19 protein-coding genes are annotated in these 25,239 nt (G+C 70.1%); 9 read left to right on the forward strand and 10 right to left on the reverse strand.

The annotated features are described in order from the left end of the window. Positions 1–30 precede the first annotated feature (30 nt). The gene (locus tag OG385_RS28700) at positions 31–1,404 is read left to right on the forward strand and encodes an RsmB/NOP family class I SAM-dependent RNA methyltransferase (RefSeq protein WP_266861234.1); all 1,374 of its coding nucleotides are present in this window, start codon (positions 31–33) and stop codon (positions 1,402–1,404) included. 69 nt (positions 1,405–1,473) lie between these two features. Here OG385_RS28700 and lysA read toward each other — a convergent pair whose 3' ends face one another. Next, positions 1,474–2,754: a diaminopimelate decarboxylase gene (lysA, locus tag OG385_RS28705; RefSeq protein ID WP_266858999.1), complete on the reverse strand. Its 1,281-nt coding sequence runs from the start codon at positions 2,752–2,754 to the stop codon at positions 1,474–1,476. A gap of 147 nt (positions 2,755–2,901) precedes the next feature. On the opposite strand from lysA, the gene OG385_RS28710 reads away from it, so the two are divergent. After that, entirely contained in the window at positions 2,902–4,506 is a 1,605-nt protein-coding gene (locus OG385_RS28710) for a CdaR family transcriptional regulator (RefSeq protein WP_266859001.1), read from the forward strand. A 9-nt stretch (positions 4,507–4,515) separates the two neighbouring features. Here the strand turns inward: OG385_RS28710 and OG385_RS28715 are convergent, their stop codons facing one another. Then, complete coding sequence (locus tag OG385_RS28715) at positions 4,516–6,150, reverse strand: serine hydrolase (protein ID WP_266859002.1); 1,635 nt, start codon at positions 6,148–6,150, stop codon at positions 4,516–4,518. A 14-nt stretch (positions 6,151–6,164) separates the two neighbouring features. Next, a complete protein-coding gene (locus OG385_RS28720) occupies positions 6,165–7,658 on the reverse strand; it encodes an APC family permease (RefSeq protein ID WP_266859004.1) in 1,494 nt (497 codons plus the stop codon). Positions 7,659–8,097: 439 nt separating this feature from the next. On the opposite strand from OG385_RS28720, the gene rpe reads away from it, so the two are divergent. Together rpe and OG385_RS28730 are read left to right on the forward strand one after the other, a co-directional pair. Further along, positions 8,098–8,784, forward strand: a complete 687-nt coding sequence (gene rpe, locus OG385_RS28725; RefSeq protein ID WP_266859006.1) for a ribulose-phosphate 3-epimerase — start codon at positions 8,098–8,100, stop codon at positions 8,782–8,784. Between the two features lie 110 nt (positions 8,785–8,894). Beyond that, a complete protein-coding gene (locus OG385_RS28730) occupies positions 8,895–9,911 on the forward strand; it encodes a sugar-binding transcriptional regulator (protein ID WP_164267829.1) in 1,017 nt (338 codons plus the stop codon). A gap of 43 nt (positions 9,912–9,954) precedes the next feature. Here the strand turns inward: OG385_RS28730 and OG385_RS28735 are convergent, their stop codons facing one another. After that, positions 9,955–11,328: a deoxyribodipyrimidine photo-lyase gene (locus tag OG385_RS28735; RefSeq protein WP_266859008.1), complete on the reverse strand. Its 1,374-nt coding sequence runs from the start codon at positions 11,326–11,328 to the stop codon at positions 9,955–9,957. Between the two features lie 31 nt (positions 11,329–11,359). Beyond that, positions 11,360–12,904, reverse strand: coding sequence for an SDR family oxidoreductase (locus OG385_RS28740; RefSeq protein ID WP_266859010.1), 1,545 nt, complete (start codon positions 12,902–12,904; stop codon positions 11,360–11,362). A gap of 151 nt (positions 12,905–13,055) precedes the next feature. Here OG385_RS28740 and OG385_RS28745 point away from each other — a divergent pair, with 151 nt between their 5' ends. From OG385_RS28745 to OG385_RS28755, 3 genes are all read left to right on the forward strand, one after another. Next, positions 13,056–14,363, forward strand: a complete 1,308-nt coding sequence (locus OG385_RS28745) for an NAD(P)/FAD-dependent oxidoreductase (RefSeq protein WP_266859012.1) — start codon at positions 13,056–13,058, stop codon at positions 14,361–14,363. Between the two features lie 223 nt (positions 14,364–14,586). Beyond that, positions 14,587–16,032 (forward strand): GuaB1 family IMP dehydrogenase-related protein, encoded by a 1,446-nt coding sequence (locus OG385_RS28750; protein ID WP_266859014.1) that lies wholly within the window; start codon positions 14,587–14,589, stop codon positions 16,030–16,032. A 425-nt stretch (positions 16,033–16,457) separates the two neighbouring features. Continuing rightward, positions 16,458–17,249, forward strand: coding sequence for an RNA polymerase sigma factor SigF (locus OG385_RS28755; RefSeq protein ID WP_266861238.1), 792 nt, complete (start codon positions 16,458–16,460; stop codon positions 17,247–17,249). 5 nt (positions 17,250–17,254) lie between these two features. On the opposite strand, the gene OG385_RS28760 is transcribed toward OG385_RS28755, so the two are convergent. After that, positions 17,255–17,614 carry an ATP-binding protein gene (locus tag OG385_RS28760; RefSeq protein ID WP_266859016.1) on the reverse strand — a complete coding sequence of 120 codons (360 nt, stop codon included), beginning with the start codon at positions 17,612–17,614 and terminating at the stop codon, positions 17,255–17,257. A gap of 290 nt (positions 17,615–17,904) precedes the next feature. Between OG385_RS28760 and OG385_RS28765 the strand changes: the two genes are divergently transcribed. Together OG385_RS28765 and OG385_RS28770 are read left to right on the forward strand one after the other, a co-directional pair. Beyond that, complete coding sequence (locus tag OG385_RS28765; RefSeq protein WP_266859018.1) at positions 17,905–18,702, forward strand: carbon-nitrogen hydrolase family protein; 798 nt, start codon at positions 17,905–17,907, stop codon at positions 18,700–18,702. 95 nt (positions 18,703–18,797) lie between these two features. Continuing rightward, positions 18,798–20,507, forward strand: coding sequence for an NAD(P)/FAD-dependent oxidoreductase (locus OG385_RS28770; RefSeq protein ID WP_266859020.1), 1,710 nt, complete (start codon positions 18,798–18,800; stop codon positions 20,505–20,507). Between the two features lie 73 nt (positions 20,508–20,580). Here OG385_RS28770 and OG385_RS28775 read toward each other — a convergent pair whose 3' ends face one another. From OG385_RS28775 to OG385_RS28790, 4 genes are all read right to left on the reverse strand, one after another. Further along, positions 20,581–21,513 carry an LLM class F420-dependent oxidoreductase gene (locus OG385_RS28775; protein WP_266859022.1) on the reverse strand — a complete coding sequence of 311 codons (933 nt, stop codon included), beginning with the start codon at positions 21,511–21,513 and terminating at the stop codon, positions 20,581–20,583. 41 nt (positions 21,514–21,554) lie between these two features. Then, a complete protein-coding gene (locus OG385_RS28780; RefSeq protein ID WP_266859024.1) occupies positions 21,555–22,259 on the reverse strand; it encodes a DUF5995 family protein in 705 nt (234 codons plus the stop codon). Positions 22,260–22,353: 94 nt separating this feature from the next. Next, positions 22,354–23,778, reverse strand: coding sequence for a uracil-xanthine permease family protein (locus tag OG385_RS28785; RefSeq protein WP_266859026.1), 1,425 nt, complete (start codon positions 23,776–23,778; stop codon positions 22,354–22,356). A gap of 194 nt (positions 23,779–23,972) precedes the next feature. Continuing rightward, complete coding sequence (locus tag OG385_RS28790; protein ID WP_266859028.1) at positions 23,973–25,169, reverse strand: MFS transporter; 1,197 nt, start codon at positions 25,167–25,169, stop codon at positions 23,973–23,975. Between the last annotated feature and the right edge of the window lie 70 nt (positions 25,170–25,239).

Raw genomic sequence — 25,239 nt, forward strand, 5'->3', positions numbered from 1 at the left:
AAGCCCTACCGCCGCCCGCAGAAGGACCCGGTGCGGCTCCTCGCCTTCGAAGTGCTGCGGGCGGTCGACGACCGGGACGCGTACGCCAACCTCGTGCTGCCGCCCCTGCTGAAGAAGGCCCGCGAGAAGCCGGACTTCGACGGGCGGGACGCAGCGCTCGCCACCGAGCTGGTGTACGGGACGCTGCGCCGGCAGGGCACGTACGACGCGGTCATCTCGGCCTGTATCGACCGCCCGCTGCGGCAGGTCGACCCGCCGGTGCTCGATGTGCTGGCACTCGGTGCGCACCAGCTGCTCGGTACCCGTATCCCCACCCACGCCGCGGTCTCGGCGAGCGTGGAACTGGCCAGGGTCGTGCTCGGCGACGGTCGGGCCAAGTTCGTCAACGCCGTGCTGCGCAAGGTGGCGGCGGACGACCTCGATGGCTGGCTGGAGCGGGTCGCCCCGGCCTACGACGAGGACGCCGAGGCCCATCTCGCCGTGGTGCACTCGCACCCCCGCTGGATCGTCTCCGCGCTGTGGGACTCGCTGGGCGGCGGCCGCGCCGGGATCGAGGACCTACTCGAAGCGGACAACGAACGCCCCGAGGTGACCCTGGTCGCCCGGCCGGGCCGCTCCACCACCGACGAGCTGATGGAGACCGTCGGCGAGGACTCGGCGCTGCCCGGCCGCTGGTCGCCGTACGCCGTCCGGCTCGCGGAGGGCGGCGAGCCCGGTGCGATCGAAGCGGTGCGCGACGGGCGGGCGGGCGTCCAGGACGAGGGCAGCCAGCTGGTGGCCGCCGCCCTGGCGAACGCGCCGCTGGAGGGCCGCGACGAGCGCTGGCTCGACGGCTGCGCGGGTCCCGGGGGCAAGGCCGCCCTGCTGGCCGCGCTCGCCGCGCAGCGCGGCGCCCTGCTGCTCGCATCCGAGAAGCAGCCGCACCGGGCCCGGCTCGTCGAGCGGACGCTCGCGGGCAACCCGGGCCCGTACCAGGTGATCGCCGCCGACGGCACCAGGCCGGCCTGGCTGCCCGGCTCCTTCGACCGGGTGCTGATGGACGTGCCCTGCACCGGGCTCGGCGCGCTGCGCCGCAGGCCCGAGGCCCGGTGGCGGCGACGCCCCGAGGACCTGGAAGGGTTCGCCCCGCTGCAACGCGGGCTGCTCCGCGAGGCGCTGAGCGCGGTACGGGTCGGCGGTGTCGTCGGATACGCGACCTGCTCGCCGCACCTCGCCGAGACGCGGATCGTGGTCGAGGACGTCCTGAAGGGCCGCGGCGGACAGCCCGTCGAGGCCGAGTGGATCGACGTCAGGCCGCTGATGCCGGGGGTCGCGGCGGTGGGCGACGGCCCCGACGTACAGCTGTGGCCGCACCTGCACGGCACCGACGCCATGTACCTCGCACTGCTGCGGCGCACTGCCTGAACCCGACGGGCAGCTGCTGCCGTGAGCTCATCGCTCCGTGTCCATGTGGGACATGGTGCAAGGGCGCAGTTACGGCAGGTCGCGGCGCATCAGGTCGGCGTAGGTCTCGCGACGCACGACGGCGCGGTGCTCGCCGTCGCGGACGAAGACCACCGGGGGGCGGCGCGCGCCGTTGTAGTTGTTGCTCAGCGCGTAGGTGTAGGCGCCGGTGACCGGTACGGCGATCAGGTCGCCGACGCTCGGGTCGTCGAGCGGGACGTCGGCGCTGAGGGTGTCGCCCGACTCACAGTGGCGACCCACCAGTCGGCACATCTCGCCCGCGCCGGTCGGGCGGGTGGCGACGGCGGCCTCGAAACGCTGCTGGTAGAGGGATACCTCAAGGTTGTCGCCCATACCGCCATCGACGGCGACGAAGGTGTGGCCGGCGCCGCGCTTGACGGAGACGACGCGGTAGAGCGAGACGCCGGACTCGGACACCAGCGAACGGCCCGGCTCGATCAGGAGGCGGGCGTCGGCCGGCAGCAGCCGCTTCGCGACGTCGGTCATGGCGTCGAGGTACGCCTCCACCGTGGGTGGCCGGTCGGTGTAGGTGTACCGGGAACCAAGGCCGCCGCCCAGGTCGTAGACGGCGAACTCGCCAAGTTCGGCGACCGCCTCGACGGCCTGCGCGAAGGGTTCGAGGTCCAGGATCTGGGAGCCGATGTGGACGTGGACGCCGTCCAGCCGCAACCGGTCGCCGGCGCGCAGCCGCGCGATCGCCTCCCGGGCCTGCGGGAGGAGCAGGCCGAACTTGGAGCCGTTCTGGCCGGTGGAGATCGCCTCATGCGTGTCGGGGTGGATGTCGGGAGTGACCCGGACCAGCACGCCCTGCTCGCCGCCGGTGTCGGAGAGGATCTTCTCCAGCTTGTCGATGTCGTCGAAGTTGTCGATGACGATCTTCCCCGCGCCCGCCTCGACGGCGAGGCGCAACTCCTCCTCGGTCTTGGCGTTGCCGTGCACGACCAGACCGGTCGGGTCGGCGCCCGCGGCGAGGGCGAGGGTCAGCTCGCCGCCGCCGGCGACGTCGATGCCGAGGCCCTCCTCGGTGAGCAGCCGGTAGACGGCCGTGCAGGGGAAGGCCTTCGAGGCGAATGTGGCCCGGGAGTTCGGCCAGCGGGCGGCCAGACCGTCGGCGTACCGGCGGGCACGGGCGCGGATTGAGGCCTCGTCGACGATCAGCGCGGGAGTGCCGTAGGTCTCGGCGAGCTCTGCCACCGGGACACCGCCGAGCACCAGCGCGCCAGTCCCGTCCTGGGTCGTCCCCGGGGGGAACAGCCCCACCAGTTCCCTGCCTGCCTGCGTCGCCGCCATCCGCGCTCCTCGTGACATTGGTTGGTCCCGCTCTCCGAAGTGACTCCCCTTATATTTGGGCTTTCGTTGGGTCGAAGCATCGTTGACATCATCAATATGGGGTGCTCAGACTTGGTGTCTGCAACAATCGCTGAGCCGGAGACGCACATGCAGGAGTCTGGCGCGCGGCGGCACCTGCCCGCCCGCCAACTGGTGGACAACATCGGCCCGGCGCTGCTGCGCTTGATCCAGGAGGGGGCCGGCTGCGACGGGCCGCTGACCGAGATCGCCATCTACGCCCCGGGTGCGCCGACGCAGCTTGGGCCGGGGTGTGTGGTGCTGGGCGTCGGCGTGACCACTGAAGCCGAGCTGCGCGAACTGACCGCGGCGATGGAACATGGTGACGCGCGAGTGGTGGCGGTGAAGGCCCCGGTGCCGCCGTCGGCGGACAAAGAGCTGACGATCATCGAGGTCAACCAGAACGCGTCCTGGATGCACGTCGCGACGACCGTTCGTGAGCAGTTGCTCGAATACGCGAGGATGCGCGTGCGCTCCGTCAGCAGCGGCTCGGAGCTGTTTTCCCTGGCGAACGCGATCTACGAGGCTCTCGGCGCCCCGGTCACCATCGAAGACCGCTTTTCCGCGCTGGTCGCCTGGTCGGAGGGCCAGGACAAGACCGATGCCGAGCGGATCGAGACCATTCTGGGGCGGGCGGTGCAGCCGAGGACGCTCGCCGAACAACGCGAGCGCCATGAATTCGAGCGCCTCCATGCCAGCAGCGAGCCGGTGTATATGGAAGCGACCGAACCGGACCAGCTGCCGAGGGTAGCCATCGTTGTCCGGGCCGGCTCGGATGTCCTCGGCTACATCTGGGCCGCGGTCGCCGGACCGCTCGACGAGGCGGGCACCGCTCGTCTGCGCGAATTCGCGTCGATGGTCGCGCTGCAGATGGTCGGCTTGCGAACCGAGACCAGCTATGCCCGTCAGCAGCGTGGCGAGCTGGCTGCCGCAGTACTCGGAGGGTCGGCCGATCGAGTGGAGGCGAGCCGGCTGCAATTGGGCTCTGGACCGGTCTGTGTACTGGCTGCGGCCCCCAGGTTGATCGGGACCACGGACGCCGACGCAGCGACCGCTGACGAGCTACGCCGGTTCGCTGACACGTTGGAGTACTTTCTGGCGGCCGTGCACTCCCGTTCTGCCTCGGTGGTGGGCACAGGCGCGGTGTACGTACTGGTTGCCTGGCCTCCGGAACACGCCGCGGCACTTGAGTCGACCATCAACCTGGCACGTGATTTCCTCGGGCGGACGCCACTGGCCAGTGACTATGTGGTCGCCATCGGCGGCCCGGCCGACTCGCTGGGCCGGATCGCCGCCGTGCGGGCGCAGACAGACGCCGCACTGCGGGCGCTACGGCACCCGACCTTCCACGGGCCGGCTGTGCGCACCGTGGAGGACATGGCGCTGCCGGTGTTGTTGCTGCATCTCGCCGACGTTACTGAGTCGCTCGGCCTCCCGGATACCAGCGGAGCTCTGCACCGGCTGTGTCAGGAGGATGGCCAGGACGGTCTGCTGACGGTGACCCTGGCCGCCTATCTCGCCGCCGCGGGGGCCACGGACATCGCGGCGGCCAAGCTGCACATCCACCCCAACACGATGCGCTACCGGCTGCGCCGGATCCGCGAGGTCTCCGGGCTGGATTTCACTGATGCCGACGCCGTGCTGCTCGCGCACCTCCAGCTTCGGGTGCGCGAGCTGCGGATGAGGATTGCCTGATTGCTCCCGCTATGGACGGAATGAGCGCGTGTAGCGGCATCCGTCCAGGTCGACCCACAGCACTGAGCCGTTGAGGGCGGGGCCGGCTGTCAACCGCTCCGGCAATCGCGGATCGGCTCCGACGCGGAACGTTCCGTCATCGAGTGCGATGAGTTCCGGTTCATCGCACGGCGCTTCGACGCCGGTCGCAGCGATCATGTGCAGTCGCCCCGCCCGTTGCACGATCCTGAAGCTGGGATACCAGGGCGTGTAGCTCCGGTAGTGACCGGCGAGCGGATGCGGGGTTGTGGCCGGCGTGGGGTCAGGACCGGGCGTGGGGTCGGGACCGGGCGTGGGGTCGGGACCGAGCGTGGGGTCGGGACCGAGCGAGTCGGGTCCGCAGAGCCACTGCGGCTTCCCGGCGACGGTGCTCAGCGAATGGTGGTAGGCGGACCAGTCCGGGTGATCACATGCCAGCCGCCCGTCCCCTGCGTCGTACAGCTTGCCTGTTGTCCCGTTCGAGGTGAGAGAGAGGCCATGGTCCGCAGTGGCGTCGACCCGGATCCGGCGCGATCCCGCTCCGTAGCTTCCTGTGTAGCGATGAGCGTCTGCGATTATCTCCCGGTCGAACAGCGCCGGTTCCGGCGAGGCGCCTTGTACGACGGAAAGCACATGCCGGCCGAAACGGTCGACTATCTGGCAGTCGCCGGGCGCATTGGTCAGCACTGCGACACCGTATCCACCGTCGATATCGGCGGCGAGAAACGAGCGGTATCCGACCATTCCGCCGGCGTGCATGAGCCAGGTATGGCCGTCGATGATTTCCACGTCCACGCCAAGTCCATAACCACTCCGATGTTCCGCCGAACCGCCTGCGTCGACACGGTCTGTGATGATCTGCTCGAACCGCTCCGGGCTGAGGATCCTGGTGCCGGCCACGGTGCCGCGCCCCAGGAGCATTCGAGCGAACACGCCCAAGTCGGATGCGGTTGCAGTCACATTCGCATCGGCCGCCGAATAATCGAAAAAGGTGGCAGGCGTGAGCGGGGCCGACGGCAGTGGCGGTGCGGCGTCGTGCCGGAACCGGTATCCGGTGGCGAGGTGGGCCATGTCTTCGTGAATGATGTGCGCTGTCGATTCACGCATTCCCAGCGGGTGCAGCAGCCGCTCGGCCATGGCGTCCGCGAGCGATTTCCCTGTGACATGCTCGATGATCAGCCCCAGCAGGTTATAGCCTTCGTTGGAGTAGTGGAACATCTGACCCGGTTCGACACACGTCGTCGCATCACGCAGTGCGTAACCGCGAGCGGCGGCATCGGGAAGCGCATCAGCCCCGGCCACCAGACCCGAAGTGTGCTGCATGAGGTGGCGGACTGTGATTTTTCGCGACCCGCCGTTCGGGGTGAACCACGGCAGATAGTCAGCAACCTGTGCTTCGAAATTCACCTTCCCCTCATCTGCCAATTGCCCGAGCAGGAACGCGGTGAAGGTCTTGCTGACCGAACCGATCTCGAACCGCGTGTGATCAGAAACTGGAGCACCGGATTCCGTGTCAGCGAATCCCTCTGTGATGAGCATGGATTCGCCGGTTGCGGTGACAATACTGATGGCGAGCCCGGGCACCGGCCACGATGTGCGCAGCTGCTTTGCCAGCTGGGAGATCATGGGTCGCATGTTCATCAAATTCCTGCCTTCTGTGAACCGGATCCTGTGTACCTGTCAGGCCCGAGCTCGACGTTCGAGTAATCCATTTCCGCGTCCGGTCGGTGGCCCTTGACGAATCGGCGACACAGCGGGTACAGCGCCACGCCCAGGAGTGCCACCGCGAGACTCGTGAGGAACGTAGCGGTCTCATCGACTGCTGAAATCCACGCCAGATACACGATCATTCCGGTAGGGAGCGCGACCACCAGGACAGCGCCGGGCCAGCCGCCGGGAACACGAACCGGTCGGCGCATCTGGGGATACCGCCAGCGAAGGACCAGGAAGGCGACGAATTCAAGCAGGATGGACGACAGGGTGAGGAGCACCGTGGCCCGCAAAATCGAACTGAAATCGACAGCAGCGAGGACAATCACGACAATGCTGCTCGCCAGGAGAGCACCTACCGGCGTGTCGAATCGTCTACTGTCTCGCGCCATCCAGCGAGGCAGATAAGCATCCGCTGCAAGCGCGCGCGGAATTCGTGTGCTCGTCAGGAGGATCGCCATGAACAAGCCGGCCAGGGAAAGCGCCGATCCCAGGGAGATCAGCACCTTGAGCCAGCTTCCGCCCAAGATATCGCCGACCGTGATGAAATCGCCTTGAGCCCAGGCGGCGGGCGAACCCCGATGAAGGCCACTGCCGATGGCGGCGATCGTGGGCAAGAGGTAGGCAGCGATGATCAGCGGAACCGAAATGATCAGGGCGCGCGTGTAGGTTCGGTGCGCGTCGGCAACCTCACCCAGCACGGTACTCGGACCGTCGAAGCCAAGGTATAGCCACACGATCACGCTGAGCGCGCCGGCCACCGACGAGCGCGCGCTTTGACCTGGAATCATGAAGGGTGAAAAAACGTCGGTTCCGTTGTTGATCGCATGATAGACACCGATAACTGCCAACACGGCGAACGGTGCGAGAATCAGCACCATCATCCCGACTGAATATTCGCTCACGGCCTTGGAGCCGCGATAGTTGAGGTAGGCCATCGGAATAATGAGGGCGACGGTGACGATCCAGTGCAGGTCCACCACGAAGCCACCATGGAACAGGGACAGAATTACCAGTCCCTTCCCGCGCGTGATGGCGGGTACCCAGGTCGCCAGGTAGTCGACGAGTAGGATCGGATACAGGGTGAGATTCAACACTGAGCCGACCGTATTCCAGATACCGAACACAAATGCCGGAAAATTTCCGAGCGCGAGTTTTGTCCAGTAATAGTAACCGCCGTTGACCGGTATCGCGGCGCTGAGTTCCGCTGCCACCAATGCGTTCGGGACACCGAAAATAATTGGCACCAGGATAATCATCATCAAGGTCATGCCCGGCCCGGCGCTGGAAATGGAAGCTTCCAGCCCGAAGGGACCTCCGGAAACCGTGAAGAAGAAGATGCCGACCAGTGGCAGCACGCCGATCGCACGTTTCCCCGTCCCCGGCGCCGATGGCGCGATATCGGTTGGGGTCAGTTCAGTCATACTGGTCTCCGCTAGTCGATCCGAGCCGGGCATCCGCCCCTGTAAGAGCCCTTAGACCCTGAAGAAGTAGCCGGGTCACGTCAGATATGGGCGGTTGGGCACCTGATCGACATAACGTATGGGGCGTCGTCGAAGCGGTCCTCGTCGTACGCGTCAAAGCCGTGCCCCGGTAGTTGTCGCTTCCACCAAACGCTGGACGCCGCAGCCCCTGTCATCTCTGGTGCACTCGATGGCCAGGATCGTGAGACCAAACCGGGTCGACCACGGATGAGACACCTGAGGACTTCCGGGCCAGGCCATCGGCTGTGGTAGGGAGAAGCGAGAACCTGCACCTCCGGGCGCCGGTGTATGCGAGGTTTGCACGGTGTGTGCGGATCCCCGGGCCACCGCGGTCCCTGCCGTGGCGGGCAACTGCGCCGGGGCATGGCAGGCTTGGGGCATGGCCGTGCAGATCAACCCCAGCATCCTGTCCGCCGACTTCTCCCGACTCGCGGAGGAGGCGAAGGCCGTCGAAGGTGCCGACTGGCTCCACGTCGATGTGATGGACAACCACTTCGTCCCCAATCTGACCCTCGGGGTCCCTGTGGTGGAAGCGCTCAGCCGGGCCTCGGACACGCCGCTGGACTGCCACCTCATGATTGAGGACGCGGACCGCTGGGCGCCGCAGTACGTCGAGGCGGGCGCGGGCTCCGTCACCTTCCACGTGGAGGCCGCCGCCGCCCCCGTACGGCTCGCGCGCGAGATCAGGGCCAAGGGCGCACGCGCCTCCATGGCGCTGAAGCCCGCGACGCCCATCGAGCCCTACGAGGACCTGCTCCCGGAGCTCGACATGCTGCTGATCATGACGGTGGAGCCCGGCTTCGGCGGCCAGTCCTTCCTGGACATCATGCTGCCGAAGATCCGCCGCACCCGTGAGCTGATCTCCAAGCACGGACTCGAACTCTGGCTCCAGGTCGACGGCGGGGTCTCCGCGTCGACGATCGAGCGGTGCGCGGAGGCCGGCGCGGACGTCTTCGTCGCGGGCTCCGCGGTGTACGGCGCCGACGACCCGGCCGCGGCGGTCCGGATGCTCCGCCACCAGGCGCAGGAGACGACGGCGACGGCGGGCTGGGCCTGCGGCCACTGAGCGGCCAGGAGATGAACGCGGCCTTTCGGGGCTGATCAAGTGATGCCGGGTCTGACAGGATGGCGGGTCCGGGAGTGAACAGCAGTAGTGAGGAGATCGCGGTGTCTGCAATGTCGGCGGGCAGATCAGCCCTGCGGATGGGACCCGCGGAGCTGGTGCAGGCGGCGGCCATGGCCCGTCGCTTCTACCTGGAGGGAAAGTCCAAGATCCAGATCGCCGAGGAGTTCGGCGTCAGCCGGTTCAAGGTCGCCCGGGTCCTGGAGACGGCGCTGGAGCGCGATCTCGTACGGATCGAGATCCGGGTCCCCGCCGAGCTGGACGCGGAGCGTTCCGACGCGCTGCGCGCCCGTTACGGGCTGCGCCACGCGGTCGTCGTCGAGTCCCCGGCGGACGCGGCGGACGACGCCCCCGATCCGGAGAACCTGGGTGAGGTCGCCGCCGATCTGCTGGGCGAGCTGGTCACCGAGGGCGATGTGCTGGGCCTCGCCTGGGGTCGCTCCACCATCCACATGGCGGCGGCGCTCAATGTTCTCCCGCCGTGCACGGTGGTCCAGCTGACCGGTGTGTACGACGCGGGGACGGCCGAGCGCGGCTCCGTCGAGGCGGTACGGCGTGCCGCCCAGGTCTCCGGGGGCGAGGCGCACCCCATCTACGCCCCGATGCTGCTGCCGGACCCGGCCACCGCCGCCGCGCTCCGCAACCAGACCGGCATCGCGCGCGCCTTCGAGTACTTCGACAAGGTGACCGTCGCCGCGGTGTCCATCGGCTCCTGGGAGCCGGGCATCTCGACGGTCCACGACATGCTCAGCGACGCCGAGCGGGCGCACTACGCCTCGCTCGGGGTCGCCGCCGAGATGTCCGCGCACCTCTTCGACGCCGAGGGGCGGCGGGTCGGCCGCGACCTGGGCGAGCGGTGCATCACCGTCGAGGCCGACCGGCTGCGCCGGATCCCCGAGGTCGTGGCCATCGCGGGCGGCCAGCGCAAGGCGGCGGCGATCGGGGCCGTCCTGAAGTCGGGCCTCGTCACCAGCCTGGTCACCGACACGGCGGCCGCCGACTTCCTGCTGACGGAGACCGGACCCGGACCGCGCCCGGCGCTGGACCGCGCGGACCCCGACGGGGTCTGACCCCGGACGGATGCGCTGACCGGCAGGGCCCGCGCCCCCGCGATCAGGCCCGGCCGCGTGCCTGCTTGAAGCGGGCCAGGCCGTCGGAGAGTTCGAGCAGGGGCCCGGGATAGTCGTACGCGGCGCGCTCCGGCCCCCGGAGCTTCCACGGCTCGTGCGCGGCCGCCCCCACCAGACCGGCCAGCTCGGGCACCCAGCGGCGGACGTAATCCCCCTGCGGGTCGTACCGCCTGCCCTGGGTCACCGGGTTGAACACCCTGTTCGGCCTGCTGTCCGTGCCGGTGCCCGCCACCCACTGCCAGTTGAGCTGGTTGTTCGCGACATCGCCGTCCACCAGCAGCTCCAGGAAGTACCGCGCACCGACCCGCCAGTCCACGTACAGCGTCTTGGCGAGGAAACTCGCGGTGAGCAGCCGCCCCCGGTTGTGCATCCAGCCCTCGTGCCGCAGCTGCCGCATCGCGGCGTCGATCACCGGATATCCGGTGCGTCCCTCCTTCCAGGCCGTGATCTCCCGCGCGGCGGACCGTTCGGAACGCCAGCGGTCGTGCTGCGAGCGGTAGTCGGCGGAAGCGGCCGCCGGGCGCGCGGCGAGCACCTGGTGGTGGAAGTCCCGCCAGCACAGCTGCCGTACGAACGCGTCGGCGCCCGCACCGCCCCTCCGGGACGCGCCGTGCACCAGCTCGACGGGGGAGAGGGTGCCGAAGTGCAGATGCGGCGACAGACGGGACGTCAGATCGCCCGGCAGGTCGTCGTGGTGGTCCTCGTACCCGGCGAGCCCGTTCCGCTGCCAGGCCGACCAGCGGGCGCGGCCCTCGCGCTCGCCGCCGGCGGCGAGACCTTCCGAGACCCCGGACACGTCCGTGCGGGACGGCAGCCGCTCCGACCGGGCGGCCTCGGGCACCCGTACCGTGCGCGGCGCGCCCTGGACGGTGCGCAGCCGCTCCTCGGACCAGCGCCTGAAGTACGGGGTGAACACCGCGAAGTGGTCCGACGACGCGGGGGTGACCGCACCCGGCGGCACCGCGGTGATCACCGCGTCATGGACGCACAGACGCCTGCCGTCCGCCTCCAGCGCCGCGCGCAGCCGCTCCTCCCGGTGCTGTGCGTACGCGCTGACCCCGGCCGCCATGTGCACATCGGCGGCGCCCGTCTCCGCGGCCACCCGGCAGACCTCATCGGTCACGGCGCCCGACCGTACGACGAGCCGGCCGCCGCGCTCCCGCAGCCCCGCGTCGAGGCCGGCCAGGCAGTCGGCCAGGAACGCCTGCCGGTTGGGCGCGGCGAAGCCCGCCGACTCGATGGCCCGGTCGCGGACGAACAGCGGCACCACCTCGTCCGCCGACGCGAGGGCAGCGCGCAGCGGCGGATTGTCGTGCAGCCGCAGGTCGGAGGTGAACAGGGCGACCGACACGCTCATGCGCCACTCCTCTTCGGTTTCCTGGCAGATTTCAGCGGGCGCCGGGGGCGGGCTCCTGACGGCCCTGGCTCGCGCGGTCCGCCGCTCCGGCGATATTGCGGGCCATTCCGCCGAAGACGACGGCATGGAAGGGCGCGACACTCCACCAGTACGCGTGTCCGAGCAGCCCCCGGGGGTGGAAGAGGGCGCGCTGCCGGTAGCGGGTGCGTCCCCGGCTGTCCCGGTCCACGGACATCTCCAGCCAGGCGAGTCCCGGCAGCCGCATCTCGGCCCGCAGCCGCAGCAGGCGGCCCGGCTCGATCGCCTCGACGCGCCAGAAGTCCAGCGAGTCGCCGACTCTGAGCCGCTGCGCGTCCCTTCGCCCGCGGCGCAGGCCGACCCCGCCCGCCAGCCGGTCCAGCCAGCCGCGCACGGCCCAGGCGAGCGGGAAGGAGTACCAGCCGTTGTCGCCCCCGACGCCCTCGACGATCCGCCAGAGCGCTTCCGGGGCCGCGTCCATGGTGAGTTGGCGCCGGTCCGTGTAGAGGCTGCCGCCCGCCCAGCCGGGGTCGGTGGGCAGCGGATCGCTCGGGGCGCCGGGCAGCGAGGCGGACGACCAGCGGGTGGTGACCTGAGCGTCCTGAACCCGCTGGAGCGCCAGTTGGAGCGCCCTGCCGAAGCTGAACGGCACACCGGGGCCGTCCGGCACATACCGCGCGATGTCGTGTTCGCGGCACACGACTTCGTAGCGCAGCGACTCGGCGAGCGGCCGGGCGAGCGAGCGCGGAACGGGGGTGACCAGGCCGATCCAGTGGCTGGACAGGCGCGGCGAGAGCATCGGCACCGGCAGGATGAGCCGGTGCGGAAGACCGGCGACCGAGGCGAACCGGCGCATCATGTCGCGGTACGTCATGATGTCGGGTCCGCCGATGTCGAAGGCCCGGTGCACATCGGCCGGCATCAGCGCACTGCCGACCAGGTACCGCAGCACGTCCCGGACGGCGATCGGCTGGATCCGGGTGCTGACCCAGCTCGGCGTGACCATGACCGGCAGCCGCTCGGTGAGATACCGCAGCATCTCGAAGGACGCGGAGCCGGAGCCGATGATGACCGCGGCGCGCAGCACGGTGGTCGGCACCCCCGACGCGAGGAGGATGCGGCCGACCTCGGCCCGCGAGCGCAGATGCGGTGAGAGCTCCTGCTCCGGTACGCCGTCGGGGGTGAGGCCGCCCAGATAGACGATGCGCCGGACACCGGCGGCCCGGGCCTGCTCGCCGAAGATCCTGGCCGCCCTGCGGTCCGTCTCCTCGAAGCCGGAGCCGGTGTTCAGCGCGTGCACCAGGTAGTACGCCACGTCGATGCCCCGCATGGACGCGGCCACCGACGCGGCATCGGTGACATCGCCCCGTACGGCTTCCGCCCGTCCGGCCCAGGGGTGGTCCCGCAGTCTGTCCGGGGACCTGGACAGACAGCGGACGCGGTGGCCGGCATCGAGCAGTTCGGGCACCAGCCGGCCACCGATATAGCCCGTAGCCCCGGTCACCAGGCAGTGCAGGGCGGGTGAGCCGGGCGCGGGTGCCGCTTCACCGTCGCTCATGGAGGCCTCCGTGGCATGTCGGTTTCATGGTCTTCTGTGCTGTTCTCTTCCTCCACTGTCCCCGTTTCTTCCCGGCAGGGGCGTCCGGCGAGAGAAATGCGCCCCGAGGACGTCTACTGAGAAGTCCGGACGAGTGAAGGGTTGCCACCCCATGACGGACCACCGGGGCCGCCGCTGCGATGTCATCGTGATCGGCGCGGGGCTGGCCGGCCTCGCCTGTGCCGCTGATCTGTGCCGGGAGGGTCTGTCCGTCAGCCTGCTGGAGGGATCCGACACGCCCGGCGGCAGAATGCGCACCGACCGGCACGAGGGATTCCTCCTCGACCGGGGCTTCCAGGTCTTCAACACGTCGTACCCCCAGGTCAAACAGCGGATGTGGCTCCGAGGGCTGCGGCTGCGCCCCTTCACGCCCGGAGCCCTGGTGTACACGCCGTCGGGACGGCTGCGGTTCAGCGACCCGACCCGGCGGCCGGGCGTGGCGGTGGATCTGCTGTCGCTGCGGCCGGTCGCGGGCCGCCGCGACCTCCTGGCGCTCGGGCTGCTCTCCGCGCGCGACCTGTTCGGGCCGGCCGGCGCGGTGAAGCGTGCGGCGGACCGTACGACGCGCACGGCGCTCGCCGACGCCGGGATCTCCGAGAAACTGATCGACACGTTCTTCCGGCCCTTCCTCTCCGGTGTCTTCCTGGAGGACAGCCTCGAAACCTCGTCGCGCTTCTTCCATCTGGTCTGGCGCAGCATGCTCCGGGGCACCCAGTGCCTGCCCGCGGCGGGGATCGGCGCCGTACCGGCGCAGCTCGCGGGCGCGCTGCCGCCGGGGGTGCTGAGCCCCGGCACCCCGGTGCGGGCGATCACGGACGCGGGTGTCGAGCTGCCGGACGGCACGGAGCTCCACGCTCCCTGTGTGGTGGTCGCGACCGGGCCGGCCGCGGCGGCCCGGCTGCTGCCCGGCCTCGTCGTACCGGACACCCGCACCGTCACGACCTACTACCACGCGGCCCCGCAGCCGCCGCTGCACGAGCCGACCCTGCTGGTCGACAGCGCGCGGCGCTTCCTCAACACCTGCGTACTGAGCGAGGTCGCCCCCACCTACGCCCCGGCCGACCGCTCCCTGATCTCCACATCGGTCCTCGGTCCCGGCGGGCCGGGGGAGGAGGAGAGGCTGCGCGGCGTGCTCGCCGAGGTGTACGGCACCGACACGTCGTCCTGGGAGCTCCTCGCCCCGTACACGGTGGAGGGCGCCCTGCCCGCCATGACCGCGCCGTGGCCGCTGAGCCGCACGACGCGGGTGTCCGCCGGGCGTCATGTGTGCGGAGACCACCGCGCCACGGGGTCCGTGCAGGGCGCGCTCGCCTCCGGGGCACGTGCGGCGCGCGAGGTGCTCGCGGACCGGAGCGGACAGCACGGAGAGCACGAAGAGCACGGACAGCACGGGCAGTACGGGCAGTACGGACCGGTCTGAGCCGCGCACCGGTCCGCGACACGCACCGCCGCCCCGGCCGGTTCGGCTGAACATACGAGCCGCCGTACCCCGCCCCTGGTGGAAGCCACAGAAGAGGGGGCGCGCATTCGCCACTCGGGGTCCCATCGGCGATGATGGCCTAGGAGCCGCAGCCTGATCCTGTGCCGGACGGCGCTGACTTCCCGCCCGCCCATTCTGTATAACCGCAGGTGAGAGAGTTAGTATGCGTTTCCTCAATGATCTCAAGCCGCCGTACGACCTGACGTACGACGATGTGTTCATGGTGCCGAGCCACTCCGCTGTCGGCTCACGTCAGGGCGTCGATCTGTCCGCCCCCGACGGCACCGGCACCACCATCCCGCTCGTTGTCGCGAACATGACGGCCATCGCGGGCCGCCGGATGGCCGAAACCGTCGCCCGGCGCGGTGGCCTGGTCGTCATCCCGCAGGACATTCCGATCGAGGTCGTCACCGAGGTCATCTCCTGGGTGAAGACGCGTCACCTCGTGCTGGACACGCCCATAGTGCTCGCCCCGACGCAGACCGTCGCCGACGCGCTGTCCCTGCTGCCCAAGCGCGCCCACAACGCGGGTGTCGTGGTGGACGAGGACAGCCGGCCGGTCGGTGTCGTGACCGACGAGGACCTGGCGGGCGTCGACCGCTTCACCCAGCTGTCCGAAGTCATGTCGTCCAAGGACCTGGTGCTCCTCGACGCGGACATCGACCCGCGTGAGGCGTTCAACCGGCTCGACGGCGCCAACCGCCGCTACGCGCCCGCCGTCGACACGGATGGCAGGCTGGCCGGCATCCTGACCCGTACGGGCGCTCTGCGCGCCACCCTCTACACCCCGGCCGTCGACGCTCAGGGCAGGCTGCGGATCGCCGCCGCCGTCGGTATCAACGGCGATGTCGCGGGCAAGGCCAAGCAGTTGCTCGACGCCGGCGCCGACACGATCGTCGTGGACACCGCGCACGGCCACCAGGAGTCGATGATCGCCGCGGTCAGGGCGGTGCGGGCACTCGACCCGCAGGTGCCGATCGTCGCGGGCAACATCGTGGCCGCCGAGGGCGTACGTGATCTCATCGAGGCCGGCGCCGACATCATCAAGGTCGGCGTGGGCCCGGGCGCCATGTGCACCACCCGGATGATGACGGGCGTGGGCCGCCCGCAGTTCTCCGCCGTGCTCGAATGCGCCACGGAGGCGCGGAAGTTCGGCAAGCACGTCTGGGCCGACGGCGGGGTCAGGCACCCGCGTGACGTGGCGATGGCGCTGGCCGCCGGTGCGTCGAACGTCATGATCGGCTCTTGGTTCGCCGGGACGTACGAGTCCCCGGGCGACTTGCAGCAGGCTGCCGACGGCCGCTGGTACAAGGAGTCGTTCGGGATGGCGTCGGCCCGCGCCGTCCGCAACCGTACGAGCGAGGAGTCGGCCTACGACCGTGCCCGCAAGGGCCTGTTCGAGGAGGGCATCTCCACGTCGCGGATGTTCCTCGACCCGGCCCGCCCGGGTGTCGAGGACCTGATCGACTCGATCATCGCGGGCGTCCGCTCCTCCTGCACCTACGCCGGTGCCAACACCCTGGAGGAGTTCGCCGAGAAGGCGATCGTCGGGGTGCAGAGCGCCGCAGGCTACGCCGAGGGCAAGCCGCTGCACGCCAGCTGGGGCTGACCGGTTCGGGCTGACCGTACCGACGCCGGAGCCGGCCTCCGCACCTGCGGAGGCCGGCTCCGGCGTTTCCGCGCTCCGACGCGCCCTCCCCGTATCCCCTCGCAACCCCTCGCGCCCCCCGTATCTCCCGTAGCACTGCTGTCCCCGCGTCTCCGATCACCGCTCTCTGTCACCGCCTTGTGCCACCGCCTGTGTCATCGCCCTGGCCCGGTCGTTGACGGCGCAATGGCCGGATTCCCGCGTATGGAGTGCCCCGTAATGGGTAACCGGGAACTGCGGAAGCTGCCGGAGAACGAGAGAGGGAGTACACCGTGCCCCTGGCGACCACTGTCCCGGCCGGATTCGCCCCGCACGCCGGCCACCAGCCCGTCGGCCATCCGCACGCCGGCCACCCGCCGGGCCGGGCGCCCGGACAACTCCCTTACGTGGCATACCCGTCGAAGGTCGCGTCGTACGAGGCGCGCGAACTCTCCCGGCTCTTCTTCGCCACCCTCGACACAGCGGAAGAGGGCACCCACGAGCACCAGTACGCGCGCAACACACTGATCGAGCTGAACCTCTCGCTGGTCAGGTTCGCTGCCACCCGCTTCCGCAGCCGCTCCGACCAGATGGAGGACATCGTCCAGGTCGGCACCATCGGGCTGATCAAGGCGATAGACCGGTTCGACCTCTCCCGCGAGGTGGAGTTCGCGACATTCGCGATGCCCTGCATCATCGGTGAGATCAAGCGCTTCTTCCGTGACACCAGCTGGTCCGTCCACGTGCCCCGGCGCCTCCAGGAAATGCGGATCACGCTGGCCAAGGCGTCCGACGAGCTGTTCCAGACCCTGGACCGTTCCCCGACGCCCGCCGAACTGGCCAGGCACCTCGGGATGGACGAGGAGGAGATAGTCGAAGGGCTGGTCGCGGCCAACGGCTACACCGCCGGCTCCATCGACTCCACCGTCGAGGACGGCGCGGACAGCGGCGCCAGGACCCTGGCCGACCGGCTCGGCGAACCCGACGGCGGCCTGGACCTCGTGGAGAACCTCGCCGTGCTGAAACCGCTGGTGGCCCGGCTCGGTGCCAGGGACCGGCGCATACTGCGGATGCGGTACGGCGACGAGCTGACCCAGTCGCAGATCGGAGCCGAACTGGGCATCTCCCAGATGCATGTGTCCCGGCTGCTGGCACGGATCACCGCACAGCTGCGGAGGGAACTGCTCGGCCCGGAGTGACCGTCTCAGCCGACCGCCTGCCCGGTCGGCGGATGCGACCAGATCGCCCGGACCGTTTTGCCGGACGCGCGCGGGCTGATCTCGACCCGCCCGGCCAGCCGCAGCACCATGTGCCACCCGAACCCGCCGCCTCCCGAGAAGTCGGGCTCACGGGCGACGGGGTGCGCCGGGCTGTCGTCGTCCATCTCCACGACCAGCACGCCGGGCTCGGCGCTCAGCCGCAGGTGCCACCAGCCCGCGGTGTGACGTGCCGCGTTGGCGGCGAGTTCGCTGATCACGAGCAGCACAGCGTCGACATCGGCCCAGGGGCAGTTCTGGGACAGAAATCGGCTGGCGGCATCGCGGGCCGTGGCACTGTCTGCCAACGGCGAATCCATGACAACCACGGGCGGCTCCTCAGCATCTCCCGCTCGCTTACCCCACCAGTGCCAGTCCATCACTCCCGGGTTCCGGGTTCGCCCCCAGCGGAATCGGTACGCCGCGGAGCCCTGACCCGCTGCCCGCTCGCGGGCACGCAACGGATCGCCATCAGCAGGCACAGAGACGCAACGAATCGTGCAGTGATGCGCAATGGAGGCGCCTTGTCCGCATGGAGCCGCTGAACGTACCGTCGGTCTGTCCCCAGAATCCCCTTCTGTACCGTCCGAGGTCTGCCATGCCGCCGCTGCGCACCGCCCTGCTCCAGAGTTCCGGCCGTCCCGGCGACGTCGCGGGGAACCTCACCGCGCTGGACGAGGCAGCGGGCCGGGCCGCGGCCTCCGGCGCCGGACTGCTGGTCTGCCCCGAACTGTTCCTGACCGGATACGCGATCGGTGAGGACGTGCCCCGGCTGGCCGAGCCCGCCGACGGTGCCAGTGCGCTGGCCGTCGCGGACATCGCGGTACGCCACGGGATCGCCGTGCTCTACGGCTACCCCGAACGCCACGGCGAGCAGATCCACAACGCGGCCCAGCTGATCGACGCCGAAGGCCACCGCCTGGCCAACTACCGCAAGACCCATCTCTTCGGCTGCTTCGAGCAGAAGTGGTTCACGCCGGGGGACGCCCCCGTCGTCCAGGCGGAGCTGGCCGGGCTCCGGATCGGGATCATGATCTGCTACGACGTGGAGTTCCCGGAGAACGTCCGGGCGCACGCACTCGCCGGCACCGATCTGCTCCTGGTCCCCACCGCCCAGATGCACCCCTTCCAGTTCGTCGCCGAGTCCCTGGTGCCGGTCCGGGCCTTCGAGAACCAGCTGTACATCGCGTACGTCAACCGCACCGGCCCCGAGGGCGACTTCGAGTTCGTCGGCCTCAGCTGTCTGGCAGGCCCCGACGGGACCGTCCGCACCCGCGCCGGACGCGGCACCGAGCTGATCACCGGCGACGCCGATCCCGCGCTGCTGCGCGCCTCGCGTGAGAACAACCCGTATCTCCGCGACCGCCGACCGGACCTCTACCACTCGCTGGTCTGAGCGCCGCTCGTACCGCGCGCCCCTGCATCAGCCACTTCAGCACTTCCGCTACTTCAGCCGCTTCCGCGACTTTCCGTGCAAGGAGCCCGTACCCCATGACGTCCACGGTGCCCAACACCGCCGTTCAGCACGCCGACGGCCAGCCGCCGATCACCATGTTCGGACCGGATTTCCCCTACGCCTACGACGACTTCCTCGCGCACCCGGCGGGCCTCGGCCAGATACCGGCCACCGAGCACGGCACCGAGGTCGCCGTCATCGGTGGCGGGCTTTCGGGGATCATCACCGCGTACGAGCTGATGAAGATGGGCCTCAAGCCGGTGGTGTACGAGGCGGACCGGATCGGCGGGCGGCTGCGCACCGTGGGATTCGACGGCTGCGACCCCTCGCTCACCGCGGAACTGGGGGCCATGCGCTTCCCGCCGTCCTCCACGGCGCTCCAGCACTACATCGACCTGGTGGGTCTTGAGACGAAGTCCTTCCCCAACCCGCTGGCCCCCGGCACCCCTTCGACAGTGGTCGACCTCAAGGGCGAGTCGCACTACGCCACGTCCGTGGAGGATCTTCCGCAGGTCTACCGCGATGTGATGCACGCCTGGAACGCCTGCCTGGAGGAGGGCGCGGACTTCTCCGACATGAACCGCGCCCTGCGCGAGCGGGACGTACCGCGGATCCGGGAGATCTGGGCACGGCTCGTCGAGCAGCTGGACGACCAGACGTTCTACGGCTTCCTCTGCGGGTCCGAGGCGTTCTCCTCGTTCCGGCACCGGGAGATCTTCGGCCAGGTCGGCTTCGGGACGGGCGGCTGGGACACCGACTTCCCCAACTCGATCCTGGAGATCCTCCGGGTTGTCTACACGGAGGCGGACGACCACCACCGCGGGATCGTCGGGGGCTCGCAGCAGCTGCCGATGCGGCTCTGGGAGCGCGAACCGCAGAAGACCGTCCACTGGCCGTCCGGCACCTCGCTCGCCTCACTGCACGGTGGGGAGCCCCGCGCCGCGGTGACCCGGCTGCACCGCACGGCAGGCAACCGCATCACCGTCACGGACGCGTCCGGCGACATACGCACCTACCCGGCGGCCGTCTTCACCGCGCAGTCCTGGATGCTGCTCTCCAAGATCGACTGCGACGACACGCTCTTCCCCATCGACCACTGGACGGCAATGGAGCGCACCCACTACATGGAGTCGTCCAAGCTGTTCGTCCCGGTGGACCGGCCCTTCTGGCTCGACGAGGCGCTGGACGACAACGGCAACCCGACCGGCCGCGACACGATGTCGATGACGCTCACCGACCGGATGACGCGCGGCACCTACCTGCTGGACGACGGACCGGACCGGCCCGCCACGATCTGCCTCTCGTACACCTGGTGCGACGACAGCCTCAAGTGGCTGCCGCTCTCCGCGCACGAGCGGATGGAGGTCATGCTGAAGTCGCTCGGCGAGATCTACCCGAAGGTGGACATCCGGAAGCACATCATCGGCAACCCGGTCACCGTCTCCTGGGAGGACGAGCCCTACTTCATGGGCGCGTTCAAGGCCAACCTGCCCGGCCACTACCGCTACCAGCGGCGGCTGTTCACCCACTTCATGCAGGACCGGCTCCCCGAGGACCGGCGCGGGCTGTTCCTCGCGGGCGACGACATCTCCTGGACGGCGGGCTGGGCCGAGGGCGCCGTGCAGACCGCGCTCAACGCGGTCTGGGGCGTCATGCACCACTTCGGCGGTACGACCGACGCGGCCAACCCCGGGCCCGGCGACCTGTACGACGAGATCGCGCCGGTCGAACTCCCCGAGGACTGAGCCCCTGGACCCCTGGGCTCTGAGCCCGGGGGAGTACGGGGGAGCGCGGGGAGGCCGTGCGCCGGCCGGCCGGTCAGATCCCGGCCGCGCGCGCTGCCGCGTACACCTCGGCGGCCACGTCGGTCAGTTCGTGCGCGTCACGCATCGTGCTCTGGAGGTCGAGCAGGAACTCGGTGGCCACCCCGGTCTCCGCATGAGCCGCCAGATCCTCGACGATCTGCGCGGTGCTGCCCTGGAACGGCTTGCGGTCCCCGCCCTCGTACGGCTTCACGCTGTGGGTCGCGTTGACCCGGACCGTCACGGTCAGCGGGCGCTCGCGGCCCCGTTCGCCCGCCAGGTCCTGGATCTTCCGCCACTCCTCGGCCAGGGCGCCGGGCCCCAGGGCGACCGGAATCCAGCCGTCCGCCCGGTCGACCAGCCGCCGGAGCGCACGCGGGCCGCCCGCCGGCAGCCGGACCGGGATCGGGCGGGCCGGCTTGGGGCCGACCACGGCGGGCGCGATCGTGGTGAACTCCCCTTCGTACGCCACCGGATCGGGACCCCACACCGCTGCGAAGACATCGAGCAGTTCGTCCAGGAGCGCGCCCCGCTTCGCGAAGGGGGCCACGGCCGCCGCCGCGTACTCGTCGTGGGACCAGCCCGTCCCGATCCCGGCCACGACCCGGCCGCCGCTCGCCGCGTCGAGCGAGGCGAGGGAGCGGGCCAGCTGGAAGGGCACATGCAGCGGCGCCACCAGCACACTGGTGCCCAGCTCCGCCCGGCCGGTCGCCGCGGCGGCCAGGGTCAGGGTCACCAGGGGATCGGCCACCGAGCGGTACTGCTCGGGCCAGGGCAGCCCCGGGACGCCGTACAGCCCCTGGGTCGCGGGCTCCGGGAAGAGGATCCGCTCGAAGACCCACAGCGACTCGAAACCGGTCTCCTCGGCCGCACGCGCCACCGCCGGGACGTCACGACCGATGGCGTACTGCTTCATCTGAGGAAGGCCGAGACCGAGCCGGACCGCCATGGTGAACTCCTTCGTCGGGAGAGCCTGCGCTGCCGGGCGGGTCAGCGCAGGGGGGTGAGCAGATACCGGCCGACCAGGCCGGCACTCGCGTCCATCCCCTCTCTGAACTCCTCGGCCAGCACCGGTTGTTCCCGCAGGCTCCAGAGAATCCGGGCGGCCGACCAGGCGGCGTCGCGGGCCCGCTCCAGACTCCACGAGCCGATGAGATGGGTGAGCGGGTCGATGATCTCCAGGAGGTCAGGACCCGGCATCAGCTCCTCGCGGATCCGCTCCTCCAGCCGTTCGAGTAGCTGGCCCACCCGGTGGAAGTCCCCTTCGAGCGCGGCGGGTTCGCAGCCGAGGAGACGGCAGGCGTCGATGACCGCGAGCGCCAGATCGTGGCCGATGTGCGCGTTGATGCCCGCGAGCGCGAACTGCAGCGGCCGTACGCCGGGATGGTGGCGGTACTGGAAGAGCGGCCGCCAGCAGGCGGGCGGCCGGTGCCCGTCGGCCACCGCTCCGACCGCGGCCAGATAGCGCTCCGCGAACACCACGTCGAGCGTCGTGGCGCGGCGCGGATCGGGGAACTGCCGTCCCTCGATGCGCTGTCCGACCTCTTCGGTGACCGTCAGATAGATGTTGTTGAAGACCGCCACCCCGTCCGCGGCCGGCCACGACGAGCGCAGGGCCCGCATCCTGGCCACCACACCGTCGACCGAACGCCGCTCGGGGACGGTCCGGGCCGCGCGCTGTTCCGTCTGTGTCATGGGGGCAGCCTGGCAGCAGCGGGCCGCCGGACGGCGGCATCACGCCCGTACTTCCTCAGAACGGGCGAAGCCGGAAAGGCTCCAGCGAAAGGCCTCAGGCGTCGCTGCCCGGCTCCGGCTCCGCGCCGCCCTCCGGCTTCTCGTACGAGGAGGTGCCCGAATCCAGCAGCGGCGTCTGCGACTTGAGGTGCGGCGGTGCCATGGCCCGCAGCGCGTGGTAGCCGGTGATGACCACGATCGTGCCGAGCGCGATCCCGCTGAGCTGGAAGTTGTCCGTGATCTTCAGTGAGACACCGCCGACACCGATGATGATGCCCGCGGCCGCCGGTACGAGATTCAGCGGATTGCGCAGATCCACCTTGCCGTTGATCCAGATCTGCGCGCCGAGCAGGCCGATCATGCCGTAGAGGATCACGGTGATCCCGCCGAGCACGCCGCCCGGGATGGCGGCCACCACGGCACCGAACTTGGGGCAGAGGCCGAAGAGCAGGGCGAAGCAGGCGGCCGCCCAGTACGCGGCGGTGGAGTACACGCGGGTCGCGGCCATCACGCCGATGTTCTCGGAGTACGTGGTGTTGGGAGGACCGCCCAGACCGGTGGAGAGCATGGAGGCGACACCGTCGGCGGCGATGGCGGTGCCCAGCTTGTCGTCCAGGTTCGAGCCGGTCATCTCGCCCACGGCCTTGACGTGCCCGGCGTTCTCGGCGATCAGCGCGATGATGACGGGCAGCGCGACGAGGATCGCCGACCACTGGAAACTCGGGGCGTGGAAGTGCGGCAGCCCGACCCAGTCAGCGTGGCCCACTGCGGAGAGGTCGAGACGCCAGTGGTCGGTGACCTTGCCGGCCGAGTCGACCGAGTGGATCTTCCCGAAGACCCGGTCGGACAGCCAGGAGAGGCCGTATCCGAAGACCAGCCCCAGGAAGATCGCGATCCGGGACCAGAAACCGCGCAGGCAGACGACGGCGAGACCGGTGAAGAGCATCACCAGGATCGCCGTCCACTGGTCCTGCGGCCAGTACGTGGACGCGGTCACCGGCGCCAGGTTGAAGCCGATCAGCATGACGACCGCACCGGTGACCACCGGCGGCATCGCGGCATGGATGATCCGCGCGCCGAACCGCTGGACGGCCAGACCCGCCGCGAAGAGGACCGCACCGACGACGAAGACCGCACCGGTGACGGTGGCGCTGCTGCCTCCGGTGGCGCGGATGGTCGCGGCGACGCCCACGAACGAGAGCGAACAGCCGAGATAGCTGGGGACCCGGCCACGGGTGGCGAGCAGGAAGATCATGGTCGCGACACCGGACATCATGATCGCGAGATTCGGGTCGAGCCCCATCAGGACGGGCGCCACGAACGACGCACCGAACATCGCCACGACATGCTGCGCGCCGAGACCGGCGGTGCGCGGCCAGGTCAGCCGTTCGTCGGGGCGTACGACGGCCCCCGGGGCGGGGGTCTTCCCGTCCCCGTGCAAGGTCCAGCGCACGCCCAGGCCGCCCATGATCGCTCCCATTCGTTCAGTTCTCTGCTGATTCTCTGTCTCGCCTGGCAGCTGATCGTGCACTTCGCGGCAGAAATGGCCAGAGCAATGTTAATCCGGAGCCCGGCCCTCCCTTTACCGCCGGGAAGCGGCTCCGGTCACCGCGGGGAAGCGGCTCCGGTCACCGGCGGAGAGCGGCCCCGGTCACCGGCGGAGAGCGGCCCCGGTCAGGCCTCCTGCTCGGCCCCGGCCACCGCCACCACGCGGTTCGTCGAGCGCAGCACACCCGCGGCCAGCACCAGGCCGAACGCCAGCACCGTCACCAGGATGAAGGAGCCCACCAGCGAGGTCGCATTGGCGATCCCGCCGATCGCCGACGGCGCGATGAGCCCCGAGGTGTACGTGATGGTGGCGACGCCCGCGATGGCCTGGCTGGTGTTGGGGCCGCTGCGCCCGGCCGCCGCGAAGGCCAGCGGGACGACCACCGCGACCCCGAGCCCGATCAGCGCGAAACCGCCCACCGCCGCCCAGGGGTTGGGGGCCAGTACGACCCCCAGCCCGCCCAGCGTGGCCAGGACCCCGCCCGCGCGCACCGTCCGTACCGCGCCGAAGCGGTCGACCACCCGGTCCCCGGCGAGTCTGGCCACCGCCATGGTGAGCGAGAAGGCCGTGGTCGATCCGGCGGCGACGCCCGCCGATGTGTCCAGCGTGTCCCGCAGGAAGACCGCCGACCAGTCCAGGCTCGCGCCCTCAGCGAAGACCGCGCAGAAGGCGACAGCGCCGATGACCAGCGCGGACCTCGGCGGCAGCGCGAAGCGCGGCGGCGGTTCGTCGTGCGCGGTGCTCCGCAGGTCGAGTACCCCCTGGCAGGCGGCGAGTCCCAGCACGGTGAGGGCCGCGGCGGCGATGCAGTGGTGGAGCCTGGCGTCGCTGCCCAGATGGGCGGCGAGCGTGCCGGCGGCCGACCCGATCAGGGCGCCCGCGCTCCACATGCCGTGCAGCCCGGACATGATGGACCGGCCGAGCCGGTTCTCCGTCTCGACCCCCAGTGCGTTCATCGCCACGTCCGCCATGCCCGCGGCGGCGCCGTAGAAGAAGAGCACGGCGCAGAGCGTCACCAGATTCGGTGCGAAAGCGGGCAGCGCCAGTGCCAGCGTCCACAGCGCGAGCAGCCCGCGCAGCGCGTTGCGGGCCCCGAACCGGTGGGTGACCGCACCCGAGACCGGCATCAGCAGCGAAGAACCGATCGCCGGAAAGGCCAGCGCCAGACCGAGCTGGCCCGCGCTCACCCCGGCGTGCTCCTGGATCCAGGGGACGCGGGTCGCGAAGCTGCCGGTCACCGCGCCATGGACGCAGAACACGGCAGCCAGGGCGTAGCGCGCCCGCTTCACTCTGCCCAGGCTGAAGCCCGCCTCGCCGGTCATGCGCCCTCCCCGAGCGTCGTTCGCTGTCCCGTACCCCTGATGCGGCTCCCGGTACCGCCGGGTGCCGTGC

The sequence above is a fragment of the Streptomyces sp. NBC_01306 genome (assembly GCF_026340465.1).
Lineage (GTDB): Bacteria > Actinomycetota > Actinomycetes > Streptomycetales > Streptomycetaceae > Streptomyces.